General features: G+C 64.2%; 17 protein-coding genes and 1 pseudogene. 8 read left to right on the forward strand and 10 right to left on the reverse strand.

Annotated features, from left to right (window positions below; all coding sequences use genetic code 11):
* The first annotated feature begins 143 nt into the window (after positions 1–143).
* Positions 144–2093 carry a PKD domain-containing protein gene (locus NX774_RS16990; protein ID WP_258823446.1) on the forward strand — a complete coding sequence of 650 codons (1950 nt, stop codon included), beginning with the start codon at positions 144–146 and terminating at the stop codon, positions 2091–2093.
* Between the two features lie 93 nt (positions 2094–2186).
* Complete coding sequence (locus tag NX774_RS16995; protein ID WP_258823447.1) at positions 2187–2441, forward strand: hypothetical protein; 255 nt, start codon at positions 2187–2189, stop codon at positions 2439–2441.
* 20 nt (positions 2442–2461) lie between these two features.
* Here the strand turns inward: NX774_RS16995 and NX774_RS17000 are convergent, their stop codons facing one another.
* Entirely contained in the window at positions 2462–3022 is a 561-nt protein-coding gene (locus NX774_RS17000; RefSeq protein ID WP_258823448.1) for a TetR/AcrR family transcriptional regulator, read from the reverse strand.
* 192 nt (positions 3023–3214) lie between these two features.
* The gene (locus tag NX774_RS17005) at positions 3215–4687 is read right to left on the reverse strand and encodes an aldehyde dehydrogenase family protein (RefSeq protein ID WP_258823449.1); all 1473 of its coding nucleotides are present in this window, start codon (positions 4685–4687) and stop codon (positions 3215–3217) included.
* A 487-nt stretch (positions 4688–5174) separates the two neighbouring features.
* Here NX774_RS17005 and NX774_RS17015 point away from each other — a divergent pair, with 487 nt between their 5' ends.
* From NX774_RS17015 to NX774_RS17030, 4 genes and pseudogenes are all read left to right on the forward strand, one after another.
* Positions 5175–6086 carry an NADP-dependent oxidoreductase gene (locus NX774_RS17015; protein ID WP_258823770.1) on the forward strand — a complete coding sequence of 304 codons (912 nt, stop codon included), beginning with the start codon at positions 5175–5177 and terminating at the stop codon, positions 6084–6086.
* A gap of 57 nt (positions 6087–6143) precedes the next feature.
* Positions 6144–6260: pseudogene (locus NX774_RS17020) on the forward strand (peptide-methionine (S)-S-oxide reductase); the annotation flags it as partial.
* 147 nt (positions 6261–6407) lie between these two features.
* Entirely contained in the window at positions 6408–6824 is a 417-nt protein-coding gene (locus NX774_RS17025; protein WP_258823451.1) for a cupin domain-containing protein, read from the forward strand.
* Between the two features lie 82 nt (positions 6825–6906).
* Positions 6907–7056, forward strand: coding sequence for a hypothetical protein (locus NX774_RS17030; protein ID WP_258823786.1), 150 nt, complete (start codon positions 6907–6909; stop codon positions 7054–7056).
* 27 nt (positions 7057–7083) lie between these two features.
* On the opposite strand, the gene NX774_RS17035 is transcribed toward NX774_RS17030, so the two are convergent.
* From NX774_RS17035 to NX774_RS17050, 4 genes are all read right to left on the reverse strand, one after another.
* Positions 7084–8976 (reverse strand): hypothetical protein, encoded by a 1893-nt coding sequence (locus NX774_RS17035; protein WP_258823452.1) that lies wholly within the window; start codon positions 8974–8976, stop codon positions 7084–7086.
* Positions 8977–9194: 218 nt separating this feature from the next.
* Positions 9195–10970, reverse strand: coding sequence for an ATP-binding response regulator (locus NX774_RS17040; RefSeq protein WP_258823453.1), 1776 nt, complete (start codon positions 10968–10970; stop codon positions 9195–9197).
* The gene (locus tag NX774_RS17045; protein WP_258823454.1) at positions 10960–11583 is read right to left on the reverse strand and encodes a response regulator transcription factor; all 624 of its coding nucleotides are present in this window, start codon (positions 11581–11583) and stop codon (positions 10960–10962) included. The genes NX774_RS17040 and NX774_RS17045 overlap by 11 nt, the downstream gene beginning before the upstream one ends.
* 16 nt (positions 11584–11599) lie before the next feature.
* Positions 11600–12454, reverse strand: a complete 855-nt coding sequence (locus NX774_RS17050) for a helix-turn-helix domain-containing protein (protein ID WP_258823455.1) — start codon at positions 12452–12454, stop codon at positions 11600–11602.
* Between the two features lie 110 nt (positions 12455–12564).
* On the opposite strand from NX774_RS17050, the gene NX774_RS17055 reads away from it, so the two are divergent.
* Both NX774_RS17055 and NX774_RS17060 read left to right on the forward strand, forming a co-directional pair.
* Positions 12565–13173, forward strand: a complete 609-nt coding sequence (locus tag NX774_RS17055; RefSeq protein WP_258823456.1) for a glutathione S-transferase family protein — start codon at positions 12565–12567, stop codon at positions 13171–13173.
* Between the two features lie 154 nt (positions 13174–13327).
* Positions 13328–14428, forward strand: coding sequence for an alpha/beta fold hydrolase (locus tag NX774_RS17060; RefSeq protein WP_258823457.1), 1101 nt, complete (start codon positions 13328–13330; stop codon positions 14426–14428).
* A gap of 16 nt (positions 14429–14444) precedes the next feature.
* Here NX774_RS17060 and NX774_RS17065 read toward each other — a convergent pair whose 3' ends face one another.
* The 4 genes from NX774_RS17065 to NX774_RS17080 are packed head-to-tail and all read right to left on the reverse strand — an operon-like array spanning position 14445 to position 19387.
* A complete protein-coding gene (locus tag NX774_RS17065) occupies positions 14445–17252 on the reverse strand; it encodes a M16 family metallopeptidase (RefSeq protein WP_258823458.1) in 2808 nt (935 codons plus the stop codon).
* 30 nt (positions 17253–17282) lie between these two features.
* Entirely contained in the window at positions 17283–17744 is a 462-nt protein-coding gene (gene traM / locus NX774_RS17070; RefSeq protein ID WP_258823459.1) for a conjugal transfer transcriptional regulator TraM, read from the reverse strand.
* 6 nt (positions 17745–17750) lie between these two features.
* The gene (locus tag NX774_RS17075; protein ID WP_258823460.1) at positions 17751–18479 is read right to left on the reverse strand and encodes a P-loop NTPase family protein; all 729 of its coding nucleotides are present in this window, start codon (positions 18477–18479) and stop codon (positions 17751–17753) included.
* 32 nt (positions 18480–18511) lie between these two features.
* The gene (locus tag NX774_RS17080; protein WP_258823461.1) at positions 18512–19387 is read right to left on the reverse strand and encodes a metallophosphoesterase family protein; all 876 of its coding nucleotides are present in this window, start codon (positions 19385–19387) and stop codon (positions 18512–18514) included.
* Between the last annotated feature and the right edge of the window lie 16 nt (positions 19388–19403).

Raw genomic sequence — 19403 nt, forward strand, 5'->3', positions numbered from 1 at the left:
CCCGGCCTTTGCAGGGCTCGCCTTTGACCTCCGCCAGAATCCGCTTCAGTGAACGCGCCTACATTGAATCCGTCGCGTCCTGTCTAGCATTTATTGCAGGGTGACATGTTGATTGGGCACATTAACTGGACCCGGAGGATCAGATGCAAACGAAACTTGCAACAAACCAGGCGCGCGGCCAGTGCTGGAAGCTTCTCCTGTGCCCGCTCATCGTCTTGTACGCGCATGGAAGTCCTGCGCTGGCAGACACCCCCGAGACGGCCCGGGTCGGAACCACCTACACAGTCATCCATCTGAGCCCGAGCTCAGGCGGCGGGGCGGCGATCAACGACAAGGGCCAGGTGACGTTCAACGAGGAATTGGTCCGCGGCGTGGTCCGGGCCAAGTTCTACGATGGAAAACGCGTGCACGACATCGGGACGCTGGGTGGACCGAGCAGCACGGCATCGGCCCTGAACGACCACGGGCAAGTCACCGGCACATCCACCCTCGATGCGGACGGCAGCATCATGCACGCCTACCGCTGGAGCCTGGCGACCGGCATCGTCGACCTGAGCAGGAAGGGGCAGGGAAACTCGTTCGGCACCGACATTAATAACAAGGGCCAGGTGACTGGCTTTGCCGATGCAACCGGTCACGGTTTTTTCTGGACCCCGCAGGCGGGCATGCTGGACATCGGTGCGTTCGGCCCGGGCCTCATATCCAGACCAACTGCAATGAACGATGCGGGAACGGTCGTCGGGGCGGCCGAGAGCGGGACCGGCGGCCCCAATTCTACAATCTCGTTCAGATGGACCAGGGCCGAGGGGATCCAGGGAATTGGAACGCTGCCCAGCGAATTCAACTTCGCAAGCGACATCAACGCCAAAGGCCATATCGTCGGTGAATCCCCATTCCCGGGAACGGGACTGGTTGATGCGCACGCCTACCTGTGGACGCGACACGGGGGGCTGCTCGACCTTGGAAGCGGCAGCAACACTGGCTCCGTCGCGTATACGCTCAATGATCACGATGTCGTCGTTGGGTCGACCCTGACGCGCTTCATCGGTAGCATTTATGGCTTCGTCTGGACTCGCGCAACCGGCCTGGTCGAGTTCAAGCCACCGACGCCGTCGGGCAACTCGTCTGCGAACGACGTGAACAACCACGGGCAGGTCGTCGGCTTCATCGCCCCCGGCAACACCGACGCCCATGCGTTCGTGTGGACGCGGGCAGAGGGCGTGGTCGACCTGAACACGCGCATCGTCGGCGCACCCGCCGGCCTGACGCTGTTTTCGGCGGATGCGATCTCGGACAACGGCTCGATCCTCGCGACTTCCAATGCCGGGCTGGTGCTGCTGGTGCCACGGTGTGGCTGCACCAGGAGAGCCCCGACGGTGGGCGCCGTTACGCTGAACGGCTCTGCTCGCGCAAGTGAGCAGCTGTCGTTTTCTGCCGCGTTCAAAGACATCGACGTGACCGACTCGCACAAGGCCACCTGGTCCTGGGGCGACGGCAGCAAGGATGTGGCCACCATCAGCGAGAAGGACGGGGCCGGTAACGCGAGCGCCCAGCATGCCTTCGCGGCGCCCGGCATCTATACCGTCACGCTCACGGTGACGGACAGCAGCGGTATGAGCACGACCGTGCAGAAGAAAATTACCATCGTCGGTACGGGCACTTACGTCGCCGGGGAAGGATGGTTCATGTCGCCGCCGGGAGCGTCCAGGATGGCTAAAAAGCACGGCGGCATCGCCACGTTCGCCGTCTTGTCGAACGCCGGCAACGCCCGCGGCGCTGCACAGGCCAACGTCGAGTTCACGGCTGCCGGCATCAGCTTCCGCAGCCAGCACATCGACGCGCAATCGATCCGAGGCGGCAGCGTGCAGTACAGCGGGCGCGGGAGCGTCAACGGGGCGGGCGGCTACTCGTTCATCCTCCATGGCGTGACCGGCACTTCGAACGGCCGGATTCGGGTCCGCATCTGGCATTACGCGCCAGGCTCGAAAGTCGAGGTAGTCGACTACGATAATCAGCTTGATAGCAGCGCATCGGGTACTGATCTGGGAGGCACGCTCATCGGAGAAGGCGCAATCACGATCCATTCGAACTGAGTTTCGTGTATGCGGGACGCGGGCGCGCCTGCCGACGCGATAACCACAAGGGTCCCTGGCAATGGCGGGCGATCCAGGAGTATGCGGATGTCAATGAGATTGCGTCTGATCGCATTCCTGATCCTGTCGATCGCCGCAGCGTTTGCTATTAACGAGTTCGGTTTCGGTATCGCGCATTCCGTGCCCCTCGGCCTCGTGGCATTCCTCCTGTCGCCCGGGATCCTGGTGTTCTTCGTCAGTGAACGCCTGGGTTCCACCGGGTCCTGGGCAGCCTTTATTCTGGGGAACGTTATCTATTACGAGGTGATTTATAGAGCGGGAAAGTGGATTCGGCGCGAGAAAAGATGATTTGCAGTAATCGCGACCTCTCAGGGCCTGAGTCGTAGCGTATCGGCGAACTGGCGGTAATATTGCTCGATGAGTTTCTGTCCATTGGCCGGGGAGAACAGGTACAGGCGCATGAGTCCCTCAAAAACGAGTGACAGGCGCTCTGTAATGAGGTCAGGGTCGAGCTCGTTAGATATCTGACCGCGCCGTTGGGCCGCGCGTATCAAGCTATGAACACTGCCGATCAGGCCGGTCTCCGAATCGCGAAGGAGTTCGGCGACATGTGGGTTGCGCGCGCCTTCGCTGGCGATCTCGGCACGTAATACCGCCACCGCGTGTCCCTCAGGTGTGAGGAAGATATCTGCCAGGAGCTCCTCAATGGCCTTGGGACTGAAATCAGTACTCCAGAAACGACTTATCAGACTGCGATGCCGCTGCAGGTCGAGTTCGATAAGCGCAATAATGAGGGCTTCCTTGCTCGGGAAGTATTGGTAGATGTTCGCAATGCTGACCCCTGCAGCCGCGCTGATCTCGGAAATTGATGAGGCGTGAAACCCGCGTTGTACAAAGCACTTGCGGGCTCCGTTGAGGATCTGGGTCATGCGTTCTTCACGCGCATGCTCATTCACGGGACGCCCACGCAGGGGTTTGCTTGCACCAGTTTTCATTACCACATTATATAAAAGAAGGCCCATTTCAAGTAAAACAAGGGCGACACCAGGATGGTGTCGTCCTCAGTTTGCAGGTGAGGCTAGCGACACAGTGGACGGGCTGTCGATGCGAGGCTATCAGCGTCAGAGTGAAGCCGGCGTTGCCTCGACGCTCGCATATACCTTGATTTCCTGAAACTGCTCAATCGCACGCGGCCCGCAGAGGACGCCGATACCACTTTGCTTGAAGCCGCTCTGTTCGAAGTGCTCGGACATCACGCCCCAGCAGTTCATCCAGATATGACCCGCTTGGATAGCTTTGCCGACTCGCCGGCAGCGCGCGGTGTCGCTCGAGAACACAGAGGCGGCGAGGCCGAATTCGGTAGCGTTTGCGCGCATGATTGCGTCGGCTTCGTCTTCAAAAATCTCGAAAGTCTGGACTGGCCCGAAGACCTCGGCCTGGATGACATAGGTGCCCAGGTCCTGTACTTCGATCAGGCTGGGGCGGTAGAACGCGCCTGCGGCCAAGGGGCCTTCATCGACTGGACCGCCGCGCACCAGGATGTTCGCATAGGATTCTGCTTCGGCGACCACCGCATCGACGCGTCGAACACTGGCCTTGTCGATCAGTGGACCAAGCTGCGCCTGCGGATCCTCGCTTTCGCCGAGCCGAACGTGTTGATACGCCTCGATCAGTGCGGCGCGCAATCGGTCGGCAATGCCACGCTGGGCCAGCACACGCGAACCGGTGCAGCAGAATTGACCATTCATCGCGACCAGAGCCATGACGATCTGCGGTACCACCACATCAAGGTCGGCATCATCGAATACGACCAGCGGCGCCTTGCCGCCCAGTTCCAGGTTCAGGCGCTTGAGCGTTTTGGCGCCGTTGGCGGCGATGATGCGGCCCACCTTGGTGCTGCCGGTATAGCTGATCATGTTCACCTGGGGGGAATCGACCAGCATGGAAGCGCCGATACTGCCGGTTTCCGTGATCACGTTCAGCACACCTGGCGGCAACGATTTGACTGCTGCGATTGCCTGGGCGAACAGTGCATTGGTAAGCGCGGTTTGATGCGGCAGTTTCAGCACCACCGTGCATCCGGCAGCCAGTGCGGGAGCGACGGCGCGCACTGACAGGATGATCGGTGAGTTCCAGGGCGAGATCACCCCCACAACGCCAAGAGGTTCTGGATCGGAATGAAAGTGCATTCCCGGAGCGGCTTCAAGGGCGCGCCCACCGGTCTGCAGCAGCGCGGTGGCGGCGCCATAACGCAGCCAATCCACCGTCACTGCCAGTTCCCACTGGGTCTGCGCCAGCAGTTTGCCCCCTTCACGGGCGAGCAGGATTGCCATCTCGTCCACCCGCTTGGCGACTTCGTCGGCCAGCTCCAGCAGGGCGCGCGAACGCAGCGAGCGTTCCTTGGACCAGCTGGTCGTGTCGAAGGCAGTGCGAGCGGCCTCGATCGCCTGGTGCGCTTCGTCCGTGCCGATGTCCAGGTAGTTGCCCAGCGGCTGGCCGGTCGAAGGACTGACCGCCTGCCTGATCGTGCCTCCCTTGTTCCAGCTGCCGTTGATCCAGTTCTTTGCAGCTTCAGCCAAATTCGAGCGTTCCATGATATTTCCTTTCAGAGCACCCCGCGGATTGATCGATACAGACATGGTGCGGGTAGCCCTTGGTCTGATCGCTTGACGCCGAAGCTGACAGCTGTTCGTGCGCTTCGCCTATTATTAAAAATAAGCGCTCACTTATATAAATGCAAGCGCTATTCTTGCGAGGAGCGCCAAGTCGCCCTACCGTACCCACGCAGCGATGACCGCCACCTCGACGGTCGTCATGTTCGGGCTCATGTACCTCAACACGTACCAGGCCGACCACATCTTCTTCAGTCCGACCCGCGCCTGGATGGGCGCGGTGATGTCGCGGGGCGTTCCTGACGACGGGTCGAGATAGCAGCCGCGTTCGCCCAGCCGTCATCATCGAGGTCAGCGGCCCGGAGCGGATAGCCGTGAATGGCGCTTGGTCTAACGCTTGCGCTGGCACGTGACTGGACTCGCAATTCAAAGCGGGTGCCTGCGCGGGCTCGCAACCGGGAGGAAAATGATGAAGGCGATCGTAGTAAGCGACCCGGCAGCGGGAATGGCCGGGATGAAGCTGGTGGAGCGGCCGGAGCCGCAGGCAGCGATAAACGATGTGATCGTCCAGATCCATGCGTCGGGATTCGTCGGGACTGAGTTGGCATGGCCATCCACCTGGACGGATCGCCGCGGCGGCGACCGGACACCCACCATCCCCGGCCACGAGCTCGCGGGCGTGGTCACGGCCATCGGCTACGGCACGACTGGCCTGACGCCAGGACAACGGGTGTTCGGCCTCGCGGACTGGTATCGCGACGGTTCACTGGCCGAGTACGTGGCGATCGAGGCACGCAACCTCGCGCCCTTGCCCGGCGACGTGGACTTCACGGTGGGCGCGAGCCTGCCCATTTCGGGCCTCACCGCGTGGCAGGGACTGTTCGATCACGGCCGCCTTCGGGCGGGGCAAAGCGTGATTGCGCACGGTGCGGCCGGCGCGGTCGGCTCGATGGTGACGCAACTGGCCCGACTGGCCGGCGCACACGTCATTGGCACCGGACGTGCCGCCGACCGCCAGAAGGCGCTCGACTTCGGCGCGCACGAGTTCGTCGATCTCGACAGTGAAGCACTGGAAGACGTCGGCAGCGTCGACCTGGTGTTCGACGTCATTGGCGGCGACATCGGGAAGCGGTCCGCGCGCCTGGTTCGACGCGGAGGAACACTCGTGTCCGTCGTCGGGCCGCCGGAGGCGCGGCCCGTTGACGGCCTCGCGATCGACTTTGTTGTCGAGGCCGACCGGGCGCAGCTCAGCGAGATCGTCCAGCGGGTGCGGGACGGAAGGCTGCGAACGAACATCGGCAAGCTGGCGAACCTCGACCAGGCCGTCGCGGCGCTAACCGAACCGGGTAAAGGGAAGACGATCATCCGCGTTCGTCCGTGACGATGCGGCGGCCTGCTGGGTTACGGCGAATATCTCGACCAGGCAGGAGGGGCTAACATGTATCAGCGCGCAGTACTTGCCGGAGGATGTTTCTGGGGGATGCAGGACTTGATCCGCAAGCTCCCGGGTGTAGTCTCGACGCGCGTCGGCTATACCGGCGGCGACACGCCGAACGGGCGTTAAGGGCAGCTGCGCTGTCCAGTCGAGCCGAATCTGCGGCCCCGAATCCATATCTTGGTACACCCAAGAGCGGCGATTCTTGGTTCTTCTATTCTCACCATCGGTAATGGAAAATGTACAGCTCAAGAGGGGAGAAACCACATGATCATTCGTCCGATTCTGACCGCAGCTTGCGCCACGGTTGCGATCTTCGCTAGCGCTGCCGCGTCAGCGCATGGGCCCGGCGCCGTCGTAAAACCGAATTTTGAAGAAACGATTCCCAATCTGCCGGGCAAATCGCTGGTCGCCGTAGAAGTCGTTTATCCGCCGGGGGCTGGCTCGCCGCCTCACATGCACGCGAAGTCTGCCTTCATTTACGCCTACGTGGTATCGGGCGCGGTCGAGTCAAAGGTCAACGATGGTGAGGTACACGTGTACCGCGCCGGCGAGAGCTGGTCCGAACCGCCCGGTGCGACCCATGCGGTAAGCCGGAACGCAAGCAAGACCCGGCCTGCAAAGCTGTTGGCGGTATTCGTCGTTGACAGCGACGACAAAGAACTGACCAAGCCACTCAAATAAGCAGCATCCCGGGCGATGCTTTCCATAGAGCTGGTAGGTAAGCCCAATCAGATGCTTGAGCATTTCAAGTTCCGGAAGTCCTATGCAACAAGTCGACTGGCTGGGCCATTTCCTGCAACTGATCACTGTCACTGGCCGGCTGGAGGTCCGCTGCGCCTACGGGGCGCTGCACGCGTGCGCATCTGCTGGCCAAACCTGCAGCGGGCTGAAGGTTCCGGGCCAGCAGTCGTAGCAAGCAGCTACCAGTACCAACCACGCCCTACTTGGGCCGGTAGTCCTCGCCAGGGACCAGCGGACGCACGGCGATCGCCACGCCTTGGGCGCTGGTGTTGGAGTACAGCGCTCCGTAGTTCCTGCGGGCGGGATTGAAGCCGACCAGGAAGTATTCGTCGGAAATGGTGATGTCTTCCATGACGGCATTCCAGTCGCCCCAGACCGACGCGGCCGGCCAGCCATATTGGACCGCCATATCGTAGCCCTGGAGGAAATAGCGCCTGAGCTCGTCATTGTTGATCAGTCGCCAGCCCTGGCGCAGGTAGGCCGGGGAGGCGGGCATGGGCGACTGGTCCGACGCCATCGTGAGGTGGGCGTAGTTCCAGAGGCTGTCCTGGCTGGTTGAGTACCCACGGGCCCAGGGATAAGCGGTCATCACACCCTTGACCGGTGCCTGCGTGCGCACCATGATGTCGCGCTGCAGGTCCACCGCCGTGTCCTTGGGCAGAAGCTGCGTCGGATAGAGCGTCAGCTGCGCCAGCTGGCGCTGCTTGAATCCGTTGACCAGGTCCTCACGTTCGTGCTTGTAGGTCGGGTTGCTGTCGTTTGCCGGGTAGCGCTTGCTGGTGACCTTCGCATTGCAGCCATCTTCGGACGGGCCGACCGACAGGTACACATCCACCAGTTTGAACAACTGCGCCTGCACCGTTTCCCAGTACTTGCGCACCGCATACAGATCTTGCGAGTCGTCCGCGTTGAACAGCAAACGGTTGACCGTCTTGGACTGCTTGTACAAGGTGATGAGCGGCGTGGCGCCAGCCTGCAGGCCGCGCAGCCGGTTGTCGATCACGTCGCTCGAGGATGAGAACGAGCGGTCAATCGTGTAGATCTTGCAGACGCTGTTGAGAAAATCGGTGCGCCGTTGTTTGTACGAATCAGTGAGCTTGACGGCGTCGCTCTCGTTCACCAGCGCGGTCAGGTCGGTCGTGAGCGCCTGCACCGTTTGCAGCAAGGTGCCCAGGGTCGCGACACCGTCGTTGTATTGCGCCATCTTCAGATCCGTTGCGATCCGACTCGTCACCAGCTGAACGTTGCTCAGCTGGGTTTGCATATCGCGCAGCTGATTCTGGATGGCCCTCAGCTGTTCGTTGATCTGGCTAAGCTGCGCGCCGGTCTGGTCGCCGAGCCCCAGCCCCGATAGTGCGTTCGACACGGCCATGCCCCCCAGCTCGCTGAGCGCGCCCTCGACCAGCGCACTGCCGACGTACGTGGCGAGGCTGCCGGTCCCGCTCTGCAGCAGCGGACGGCCCGCGAAGCTGAGCGTGGTGGCGGGAACCGCATCCATCTTCGCCACAAGCGAATCGATAAAGCCGTCCATGCCGGTGCTGCCCATGGCCGCGTAGAACTTGCTGTAATCGAACTCGGGCGTACTCTTGCTCGATCCGGCACCCAGGTCGCGGTTCTCGGGCAATTCCAGGAAACGCCGCACGGCCGCCTCCGCCGCGGGCAAGTCAAGCTGTGGATGTGCCGCCAGGTAGCGGCTGGCCAGCGTCGTGAGTGGCGTGAGGTAAATCACCCCGCCGCTATAGTTGCGCACCTCCGCCGCCATCGTCCCGGCGAGGACGGTTCCGTCGCTGAGCGTGCCGCCTTGCGACTTGATCCGGTAATTGCCGCCTGGCTTGAGCCCGCCGCCGGTGAACATACCGTTGGCATTGGTGGCGCCGAGCGAGAGCACCGCTGCCGGGTTCGAGAGGTCGACGACGCTGGCGCTGGCACCGTACATCGGCTGATCGAAGCTGACGAAACCAACGGCGGCCGGCTTGGGAGCGGCGGCGCCGACTGGGTTGGAATCGGCGACGTCGCTGCCGCAGGCCTGCAACAAGCCGACGAGAACGAGCGCACTTGCGCGGAGCGCGCGCCGATGCAAGGAGTGGGACATTTGAGGCTTCCTCGTTGTTGTGAATGTCGTTACCCGATGCATGCGGACCAATGCCGCAGTAGCCGCCGGGTTGTGCACAGCGATGGCATCGGTCTTTGGCGCGGCGGAGTATAGCGATGATCCGCGTTGGGATAAATAACGCGCCGGACTAGGCAGGACTAGAAAAAGGACTAGATCCAATGCGGATCTGGAGGTATGGAACCGGTCGTGGAATGGCTTTACGGCCCCGGTTCGCGGACAAGCTCGCGCAAGCCAGCCAGTGCAGATCTCAACCTGCCAGGATGTACCGGCTTGTGCAGTAAAAGGTACTGGCTGGCGCTGGCTTCGCGCAGCCGTTCCGGCGCCGTGTCTCCCGTCAGGATCAGGGCAGGGATGTGCGCGCCGACCGCCTTGCGCACCGCGGCTATCGCCTCGCTTCCTGTGCGCCCTTCGCGTAGCCGGTAATCGGCAATGATCACATCCGGCACGAAGGATGCGCGTTCAATCCTCGCCAGCGCTTCCTCGGTGCTTTCGGCCGTCAGCGTTCGACAGCCCCAGCTTTCCAGCACCTCTGCCGTAGCGCGGCGGACGACGGCGTCGTCGTCGATGACAAGCACCGACCAGCCTTCGAGCCTGGCGGGAACGTCCTCCTGGTCCGTCTCCCGAAGCCTTGCTGCTTCAGGCGCGAGGGGCGCCTGAACAAAAAACGCAGTGCCTCGTCCGAGGGTGGAACGCAGCGTCAGGGGATGGTCGAGGATGCGGCACAGGCGATCCACGATTGCGAGCCCGAGTCCCAGGCCCTTGCGGCGGTCCCGCTCGGGATTCTCGAGCTGATAAAACTCGCGGAAGATGGCCTGGTGGTGCTCCGGGGCGATCCCCTGCCCGGTGTCGTAGACCGCAATGGCCACGCCGTTCTTTTTGCGCCTTGCCCCCACCAGCACGGCCCCACGGTCGGTGTAGCGGATGGCGTTGGTAATGATGTTGCGCAGGATGCGTCCTAACATCTGCGGGTCGCTCAAGATCTCCAATCGGGTAGCGACGAAACCCAACTCGATGCCTTTTTCCTCGGCCACCGGCCGCAGTTCCCTCTCCAGGCCATCGAAAATGTCCTGCAGACTAAGCACGCTGATCTGGGGCTTGAACAGCCCCGCTTCCAGCTTGGAAATGTCGAGCAATTCGTTGAGCAGACCCTCCAGCGACCGCGTGGATGCTTCCAGGTGCTCCAGGATCTCGCCGGCCCGCGCCTTGTCCGGCGAGTGGCGCAATGCCTGGACAAACAGGGTCACCGCGTGCAAGGGTTGGCGCAAGTCGTGGTTGGCGGCAGCCAGGAATCTGGATTTGGCGAGATTGGCTTCCTCAGCCCGCATACGAGCTTGCTCCGCTGCTCTTTTCTCATCCTGTAGTTGCCGCACCAGTCCCTGCTTCTCGAGCCTTAATCGAATGGACTCGTCCAGCACGCGCGAAATCTGCCGTGCAGATGCCAGGACATTGAACAGGTACAGGATGCACATCAGCCCCATGATCCAGAAATCGCCTCCGGCCATCAGGTAGCGCAGTGCAATTGGCAGGGCCGTGGGAATGGATGCGTACTGGGCAGGACGCCACGACGAATAGCTGGCGACTGAGCCTGCGGTAATACCAGCCAGGGTGATGGTGATGAAGATCAGCGCAATGGGCGAATCAGGATTGAAGAACAGTATTCCGGCCGCGCCCCAGGCTGCTCCTGCTAGCATTGTCGCTATCGTCAAATAGTGGTGCCAGGGCAGCGTGCTCGCTGCGCCGCGTCGCCGATAGCCAATGAGCAAGGCCAGACGGACGACAATCAGGAAAATGATGGCCGCCCACCAACCTATCAGCGTTTGGTGTTCAGCGACATTCCACAAAACCCAGACCAGCCCGGCGGACAACAATAAGTTCGTTATCAGGGCAAACGAGGTGTTCCGGAACAATACCTCGATTTTCTCGGATTCGACCTGGCCTCGGAGCCGGATCGCGGGAATGGATTTACCCGGCATCGCTTTCCAATCCCAGCACCGCTGCCTTGCGGGCTGCATCCACGCGGTTATCGACGTTCAAGGCATCGAGGATCGCCGCTACATGAACCCGCACGGTATTGACCCGCATCCCGAGCTGCGTCGCGATCTCCTTGTTCGAGTAATCCTGGGCAATCAGCGCCAGGACTTCACGCTGCCGTTTGGTGAGGCTGCGGGATTCGTTCGGGGAAGGCGTGCCGGGCATTACACCCTCGAGCGGAACATAAGTGCCGCCAGCCAGGATCAACTGCAACGCCGCCGTCATCACTTCCGGACTGGACGACTTCGGAATGAATCCTTGGGCGCCCCGTCGCATGCCATCGACAATGAGTCGGGCGTTTTCATTCGCGGACAGCAGCACGATCGGGGTTTTCGGACAAAGGCCGCGAAGCCGCAGCAATCCATCCAGGCCAGTCATTCCGGGCAAGGCGAGATCCAGCAGGATGAGGTCAATATCCTGTTCCACCAATGCCTTGGAAAACGCGTCTTCACAGGTGTCGGACTCCAGGAACTGGTGTTCGCCGGGGAGTTGCTCGAGGAGGAAACGCAATCCTCTTCGATATAGCGCATGGTCTTCGATGAGCAGGAATTTCAATTTGAATACTTCTGGTTTAACAGGGCGTAGAACAAGCTTGGGCAGCGGCCGCCGCGGTCTGGCCGCGGGCTTGCTCCCGGTAGCGTCCCGGTGGTTTGCCTACCAGCTTGCGAAAATCCGACGTGAAATGGGCCTGGTCGAAATAGCCCAGGCTCAGTGCCAGCGCAGTCAGGTCGATGTCTTCACCGTTGGCCAGCCGGTCCGCGGCTTCATGCAGGCGGTAGCGGCGGATCGTCCACTTCGGGCTGACCCCGACGTAATCGCTGAACAGCTGCTGCAGGCTGCGCACGCTCAGGCCGGCGCCTGCCGCCATGTCTTCCACCTGCGTCATGCCAGGCGTGGCCTGGACGCAGCGCAGGATGGCGCCGATGCGCTCGACCTGCGGGTCCGCCTGCGGCAGGCTGGCGCACAGCAGCGCGTCGGCCGCTGCGATCATGGCCGGGTCGTCGGCCCCGTCGAGCACGGCGCGCTGTGCGGCCAGGTCGTCCCAGCCGAGTACCTCGGACAATGGCAGCACCCGGTCGGTGATCGTATGGAGCGGCCTGCCCAGGAACGGCCGGAACGCGCCGGGGAGGAACTTCAGGCCGCACACCTTGCCATGGCCCCGCAGTTCGTAGTCGAACGCGCCCGTGGTCACGCCGAAAACGCCGGTGCGCACGGTATCGAAGACGATGTGCACGCTCGGATAAGGCAAGGTGCGCTGCACGTAGGGCGGGCGCTCGCGCAAGTCCCACTCGACGATCCAATAATGCTCGAGGAAAGGCGCCAGGTGCGGCGGCGGCGCATAGCGGGCCATGCGGAACATGTCCTTGGCAAGCGTGGGCGCCACCACACCCCTGGCGCAGCCATCAATGGGAGAAAGCTCGGTCATCAGCGGTCTGCTCGGGATCGGTGTTCGTGCAGGATTCTAGCATCGTGTTTTTACAAGACGGCAGCTGGGCCGGTCGAATAACCTGCCTCTCACTTTTTCGAGAGGACACTATGGAACGCCACCTGACCCTTTTTCACGCCCCGCAATCCCGGTCCACCGCCGTCCGGATCCTGCTCGAGGAACTCGGCGCGAAGTACGACTTGCGCGTTCTGGACCTGAAGGCCAACGAACAGCGCGCGCCCGGCTATCTCGCGGTCAATCCGATGGGGAAGGTGCCTGCGCTCTTGCACGGCGACGCGCTGGTCACCGAGCAGGCGGCCATCATGATCTACCTGGCCGACCTGTTTCCGCAGTCCGGCCTCGCGCCGGCGCTCGGCGACCCGTTGCGCGGCCCCTATCTGCGCTGGATGGCCTTCCACGGGTCGGCATTCGAACCGGCCGTGATCGACCTGGCGATGAAGCGCGACCCCACGCCGCCCTCCATGTGCCCGTATGGCGACTACGACACCATGCTGGCCACGGTGACGCGCCAGCTGCGCGCCGGCCCGTACCTGCTGGGCGAGCGCTTTTCGGCCGCCGACATCCTGTGGGCCAGTGCGTTTGGCTGGACCACGGCGTTCAAGCTGGTGCCGGAACTGCCGGAGATCACCGCCTACCTGGCGCGCGTGAATTCCCGGGCCAGCGTGCAAAGGGTCAATGCACTGGAAGCGCCGGCCTGAACGGCGACGCCGCAGGTGGCGGCCGGTGTCCTCGGGCAAGCACAGCTATAATCGATGGCGCGCTTTGCCACAAGCAGACGGCGCAACGTGCGGCGGGGGCTGCGCTCGAACCTGCCATATCCAAACAGGATGTAGAAGCAAGGGAACCGCCAACATGAAAAACCGATTCGAACGCATTCGGTCAACCGCGCCGCTGATCGCCGCATTGGCCGCGTCCGTGATATGCATGCCGTGCGCGCAAGCCGATGATCTCGTTGACCCGCGCGCGGTCTTGCGCGAGGCGCGCCAGTTCCTGGCTCCCGATGCCGTCAAGGACGACAAGTTCGTACCGATCGGCGGCATCGACCAGTGGATCAGCGTGCGCGGCCGTCACCGCGACGCGCCGTTCCTGCTGTTCCTCCACGGCGGCCCCGGGTTCACGTCGATCCCGAACAGCTACCTCTACACCGCGGAATGGCAGGAGTACTTCAACGTCGTCCAGTGGGACCAGCGCGGGGCGGGCAAGACCTTCGGCCGCAATCCCGGCCTGCAGCCGGCATCGCTCAGCATCGAGCGCGCGCTCAAGGACGCGGAGGAAGTCGCTGCCTATGTCAGGAAGACGTATGGCCGGCAGAAGATCGTCCTGCTGGGGCATTCCTGGGGCTCGATCCTCGGCGTGAAGCTGGCCCAGCTGCACCCGGACTGGTTCCATGCCTACGTGGGTATCGGCCAGGCGACGGATGCACGCGCCAGCGAAACCATGGGCTACCAGGCGACCCTGGCGGCAGCGCTGGCGGCCAACGACACCGAGGCGATCAAGGACCTGAAGGAGATCGCCCCCTATCCGTCGCAGGATCCGGCGGCCGACCTGGCCCACCTTGGCCGCGAGCGCAAATGGCTTGCCAGGTACGGCGGCGCGGTCTGGCGCAACACCGAAGCCGCGGTGGACGCCGCCGGAATGATCAGTCCCGACTACACTGCGGCCGACTGGACGGACCGCGAGCGCGGCCTGGACCTCAATCTCGCGGGCCTGTGGGGCGAAATCACCAAGGTCAACCTGTTTTCGGTGAAGCGCATCGATTGCCCCGTGATCCTGTTCGAGGGGCGCCACGACCTGAACGTGAACGCGCAGCTGGCAGAGCGCTGGCTCCGGCAGTTGGAGGCGCCGGTCAAGAAGCTGGTCTGGTTTGAAGACTCCGCGCATGGCGTGTTCGACGAGGAGCCGGGCAAGACCCTGGTGACCTTGCAGGCCGAGGTGCTCCCCCTCGCGAAATAGCGGGCGCTCGGCGCCGTCACGGCGTCAGCGGCTGCCCGTCGCTGTCGCGCAGTTCCGGCGCGCCCAGCTTGAGCGCATCGAGCTGCGGCGCGATCTTCGCGCGGTCGCCCACTGCCACCACCACCATTTTTTCTGGCACCAGGTACTTGCGCGCAGCTTCCTGCGCCTGCTGCGCCGTCACGGCAGCGTAACGGGCCGGCAGCTGCTGGTAGTAGTCGGCGGGCAGGCCGAACACGAACAGGTCCGCCAGGCTGGCGCCGATGCTTTCATTGGTCTCGAACTGCACCGGCAGCGACAGGATCTGCGAGTTGCGCGCGCCTGCCAACTCCGTACCTGCCATCGGTTCGGCGCGCATGCGCGCCACTTCCTTGAAGATCTCGGACACCGATGGCCCCGTCACGTCCGTGCGCACGCTGCCGGCGATCGAAAACGGGCCGGGCGTGCGGTCGTAGCGGAACTGCGAGAACATGCCGTAGCTGTAGCCCTTCTGTTCGCGCAGGTTGTTGTTGATGCGGCTCGAGAACAGGCCGCCGAGCGCGGCGTTCATCACTTCCAGCGCCGGATAGTCGGGCGTGCTGCGCTCGGCGGCGATCGCGGTCACGCGCAAAGCCGTCTGCGCCGCGCCGGGCTTGTCCACCATCACGAGGCGCGCGCGCGTTGTCTTTGGCATGCCCGGTGCACTCGATTGCGCTGCCGCGCGCGGCCACGCCGCCAGCTTCGCTTCGGCCAGCGCCTTCAGTTCGTCACGCGTGATATCGCCCGCCACCACCAGCGCGGCGTTCGCCGGCACGTAATGGCTGCGCCAGAAGCCGAGCAGGTCCTCGCGCGTGGCCGTACGGATCGCAGCTTCCGTGCCGAGCCGCCCGTAGCCGTATGGGTGATCCGCGCCGTACAGGGCGCCGGCCGCCGCCACCGCGGCCACGGCCTCCGGTTCGTCGCGCTGCTGTACCAGCTCGGCGAGGCGGCTGGCGCGCTGCCGTTCCACTTCGGCCGTTGGAAATGCCGGGTTCAGCGCCACGTCGGCCAGCAGGTCGAGCGCCTGCGCGAACTTGGACCGCAGCGAAAACACCGACACGAAGGAGGCGTCCGCATTGCTGTCCGTGTGGAGGAAGGCGCCCAGTTGCGCAACCTCGTCCGCGATTTGCGGTGCGCTGCGCGTGGCTGTGCCTTCATCCAGCATGGCGGCGCTGAAGCTCGCGAGCCCGGGTGCGTCGTCCGGGTTCGCGTCGGCGCCGCTCGCCACCACCAGCCGCGCGGCCACCAGCGGCAGCGCCGGGTTGTACTGGTGGATGACGGTCAGTCCGTTCGCGAGCTGGAAGGCGTCGGCGCGCGGCAGCGTCAGGCGGGGAGCCGGGCCAGCCTTGGGCGCCTTGTAGCGCCATGCCTCGTCGCGGTTGATGCCGGCCGTCGTGGTCTTGCCGGCTTTGGTTGGTGGCGCCGCCACGTCGGGCGGCAGCTGCTGGCGCCCGGGCACGCCCTCGATCACCGCGCGCGTGCCTTGCTGCAGCCAGGCGCGCGCGGCGCGCTGCACATCCTGGGCGCCGACACGGCGCAGGCGCTCCAGGTCCTTCTGCAGGTAGCCGGGGTCACCAAGGTACTGGTTGTAGCGGTTGACCAGGTTCGCCAGGCCATTGTCGCCGAGCTTTTCGATGCCGGCCAGCTTGCGCGTTTCGATGGTGTTGCGCGCGCGCTCGACCTCGCGCCCGGACGGGCCGAAGTCGCGCAGCGCCGCCAGTTCGGTGTCCACCGCGTCCTCGATCTCCTTGAGCGTGTGGCCCGGCCGGGCGGTCACGTCGATTACGAAGGTGGAGGTGAGCGCGTAGGAATTCTGCGCGGCGTTGGCGTCCTGCGCGATCTGGCGCTCGTACACCAGCGACTTGTACAGCCGGCTCGACTTGCCGCCGGCGAGGATCTGCGCCAGTACCTCGAGCTCGGCGTCGCCGTTCTGGTAGGCCGGCGGCGTGAGCCAGCCCATGAACACGCGCGGCAGTTCGATCCGGTCCGGCACCACCACGCGGCGCTCGCGCGTGATCGGCGGCGTGACCACCTTCGGGTGCACCACCGGCGCGCTGCGCTTGAAGCCGCCGAAGTACTTGCGTACCAGCGCGAGCGTTCTGGCCTTGTCGATGTCGCCGGCGATCACGATGCTGGCGTTGTTCGGCCCGTAGTAGCGGGTGAAGAAGGCGCGCACGTCGGCCAGCTTCGCGCTCTGGATGTCGGCGTGCGAGCCCATCACCGACGCATAGTACGGGTGCTCCTTCGGGAACAGCGTGTGGTACAGCGCTTCCTCGACGATGCCGTAGGGCTGGTTCTCGATGCTCTGGCGCCGCTCGTTGCGCACCACGTCCTGCTGGTTCGACAGCGCCTGCTGGTCCAGCACGTCGAGCAGGTAGCCCATGCGGTCGGCGTGCACCCACAGTGCCAGCTCCAGCTGGTTGGACGGCACCGTGTCGTAGTAGTTGGTGCGGTCGAAGTCGGTGCTGCCGTTGCTGTCGGTCGCGCCCGCGCCCTCGAGCAGGCGATCGGCTTCGCCGCGCGGCACGTGTTTCGTCCCGGCGAACATCATGTGCTCGAACAGGTGCGCAAAGCCGGTCAGGCCGGGCGCTTCGTTGGCGGGGCCGACGTGGTACCAGATGTTGACGGCGACGATGGGAAGACGGTGGTCCTCGACCAGGATCACCTCCAGACCGTTGGGCAGCACCGTCTTCTGGTAGTTGATGTTGACGACGGCCGGGGCGGGCGCGGTGGGGGCGTCGGCCGCGATGGCGGGGCCGCCGAGCGCGGCCAGTAGGGCGGAAACGGCAAACAGCAAGCGTGGCTTCATGTTGCGCTCCAATGCGGCTTGGCTGCCGCGCTAGGGTTTCTGCATCTCGGCCTCGATGGCGCTCCTGGTCTTGCGGTCGAGCTTCTCGACGATCTTCGCCAGCTTCTCGCCCTTGGCGATGGCCGCGGTTTGTTCGGGCGTGAGTTCCTTCGCCTGCACCACGGCGGGCGCCGGCGCGCTGCGCAAGAACAGCGCCTGGCCGGCCAGCACCAGCACGGCCGCGAGCGCGGCGGCGCCACCGGCCAGCATCAGCGCGTGGCGCCTGTCGATGCCGGGCGCGGGAGCAGTCGCCGCGACGGCCGGCCGGCCCGGCAGCACCGACAGCTGCGCGGCCAGTTCGTCGCTGGCCTCATTGAGCAGCGCCACGTGGCGCTCGACCGCTTCTTCCAGCACCGCCTCGTTCAGGGCCACCAGCGCGAACACCGGGTCATCGACGTCGATTTTGACGCCGGTCTTTTCGAACACGAGGGTGCGCAGTTTTTGCTGGTCCATGGCGGCCTACCAGTTGACCTTGTCGAGCTGCTCGAACAGGTCGCGGAACACGACCTTGATGCGCTGCTTCTCCATCACGTTGAAGCGGTCGCTCGCGCGCACCTCGTCCAGCGTCAGGCGGCCCATGTTCATCTTCTTGATGTCGGCGCCGAAGGTGTCGGGGTTGCGCGCGGTGAGCACCACCCGGCCGCGCACCCGCGCCGCGTGTTCGAGGTAGGTCTGCGATTCGGTGAACAGCTTCCCGCTGGGCGAAGCCAGGCGGCCGAAGTGCTCGTTCTCCCACAACACCAGCGGCACATGGGTCGCTTTTGCGGTGGCGGCAAAGCCGGTGGCGGTGTCGTGCAGCGTGTCGCCGCCGCCGACGATGGTGTGGATGTACACCTTGCGGCCGGCTTCTTCCAGCATCGCGAAGCAGTCGTTCTCCAGCAGGTAGGCCATCAGCGGCGTGAAGCTGTTGGCGCCGTTGTCGATCACGCAGTTGCCGTCTTCCTCGAGGATGTCGATCATCAGCGCGTCAAAGCGCTTGGGGTCGATGGTGCGGGTGTCGGTCATCACCGGCACGTGCTTCACGTTCATCGCCTTGTAGCGCGAGAAGGTCGGGTTTTCCTGGTCGGTGTCGAAGCAGCGCAGCGGCTTGTCGTCCTTTTGCGCCAGCCATTGCGCCAGGATGGTCGAGACCAGGGTCTTGCCGATGCCGCCCTTGCCCTGCAAGATGAAGTGAACCGTGTTTTGCATCCAATGCTCCAATCGTTATTCTTCCCCGCCCCCTAGTGGCAGGTGCCGCTGCCGTGGTCCGGCTCCGGGCCCTGTTCCTGCGTGCCGGCCACCGGCATGAACCGCCATTCGTAGCCGCCGTCAAACAGCCGCAGGCGCAGCACGCCGTAGCGGTTGTTCTCGCGGAACTGGCTATTGGCGGCCGGCCACAGGAACGGCGTCGCAAACGCGCCCCCGGTGCCGACCACGAACTGGCGGATGCCGCGCGCCTGGTCCAGGCGGCCATCGGCGTCCTGCGGCGCAAAGCGCTCGTAGTCGTGGTCATGCCCGGACAGCACGAGCTCGGCGCCGGCCTTGTACAGCAGGTTCCAGGCGTCGTGCATTATGGCAACATTTCCGTGCCCGCCAGAACTATACAGCGGGTGATGCCAATAGGCGAGCGTGCAGCGGGCCGGATGGGCGGCCAGGTCGTCGCGCAGCCACGCCAGCTGCGCCGCCATGGCCGCGCCGGACAGGTCGCTGTCGAGGGAGACGAGGTGCCAGCCGCCCAGGTCGAAGCTGTAGTAGCCGCGCCCGGCGCGTTGGCCGAAATAGTCGAAGTAGGGCTTGCCGCGGCCGGTGGCGTACTCGCGGTTGCCCGGCGCCGGGTAGGTGCGGTCGCGAAAGCGGCCCCAGGTCGGGCCGTAGCAGGCGGAGTATTCCTCGGGCCGGCCGCGCGGGTAGGTGTGGTCGCCCAGCGTGAGCACCACCGCGCCAGGATCGGCCGCCAGTCCCGCGGCGACCACGGCGGCGGTCTCGGCGGCGCCGGAAAAGCGGGTGTCCGGGTGCGGGCAGCGCGCGATGTCGCCCGCCGCATACACGGTCGGTGCCGGGGCCGCGTGCGCGCCGGCGGCAACAAAGGCCGCGGCGAGCGCGAAAGCCAATCTCATCCCGGCGCGGCGCACC

Origin of the sequence: Massilia agilis (genome assembly GCF_024756255.1) — a bacterium.
Lineage (GTDB): Bacteria > Pseudomonadota > Gammaproteobacteria > Burkholderiales > Burkholderiaceae_D > Telluria > Telluria agilis.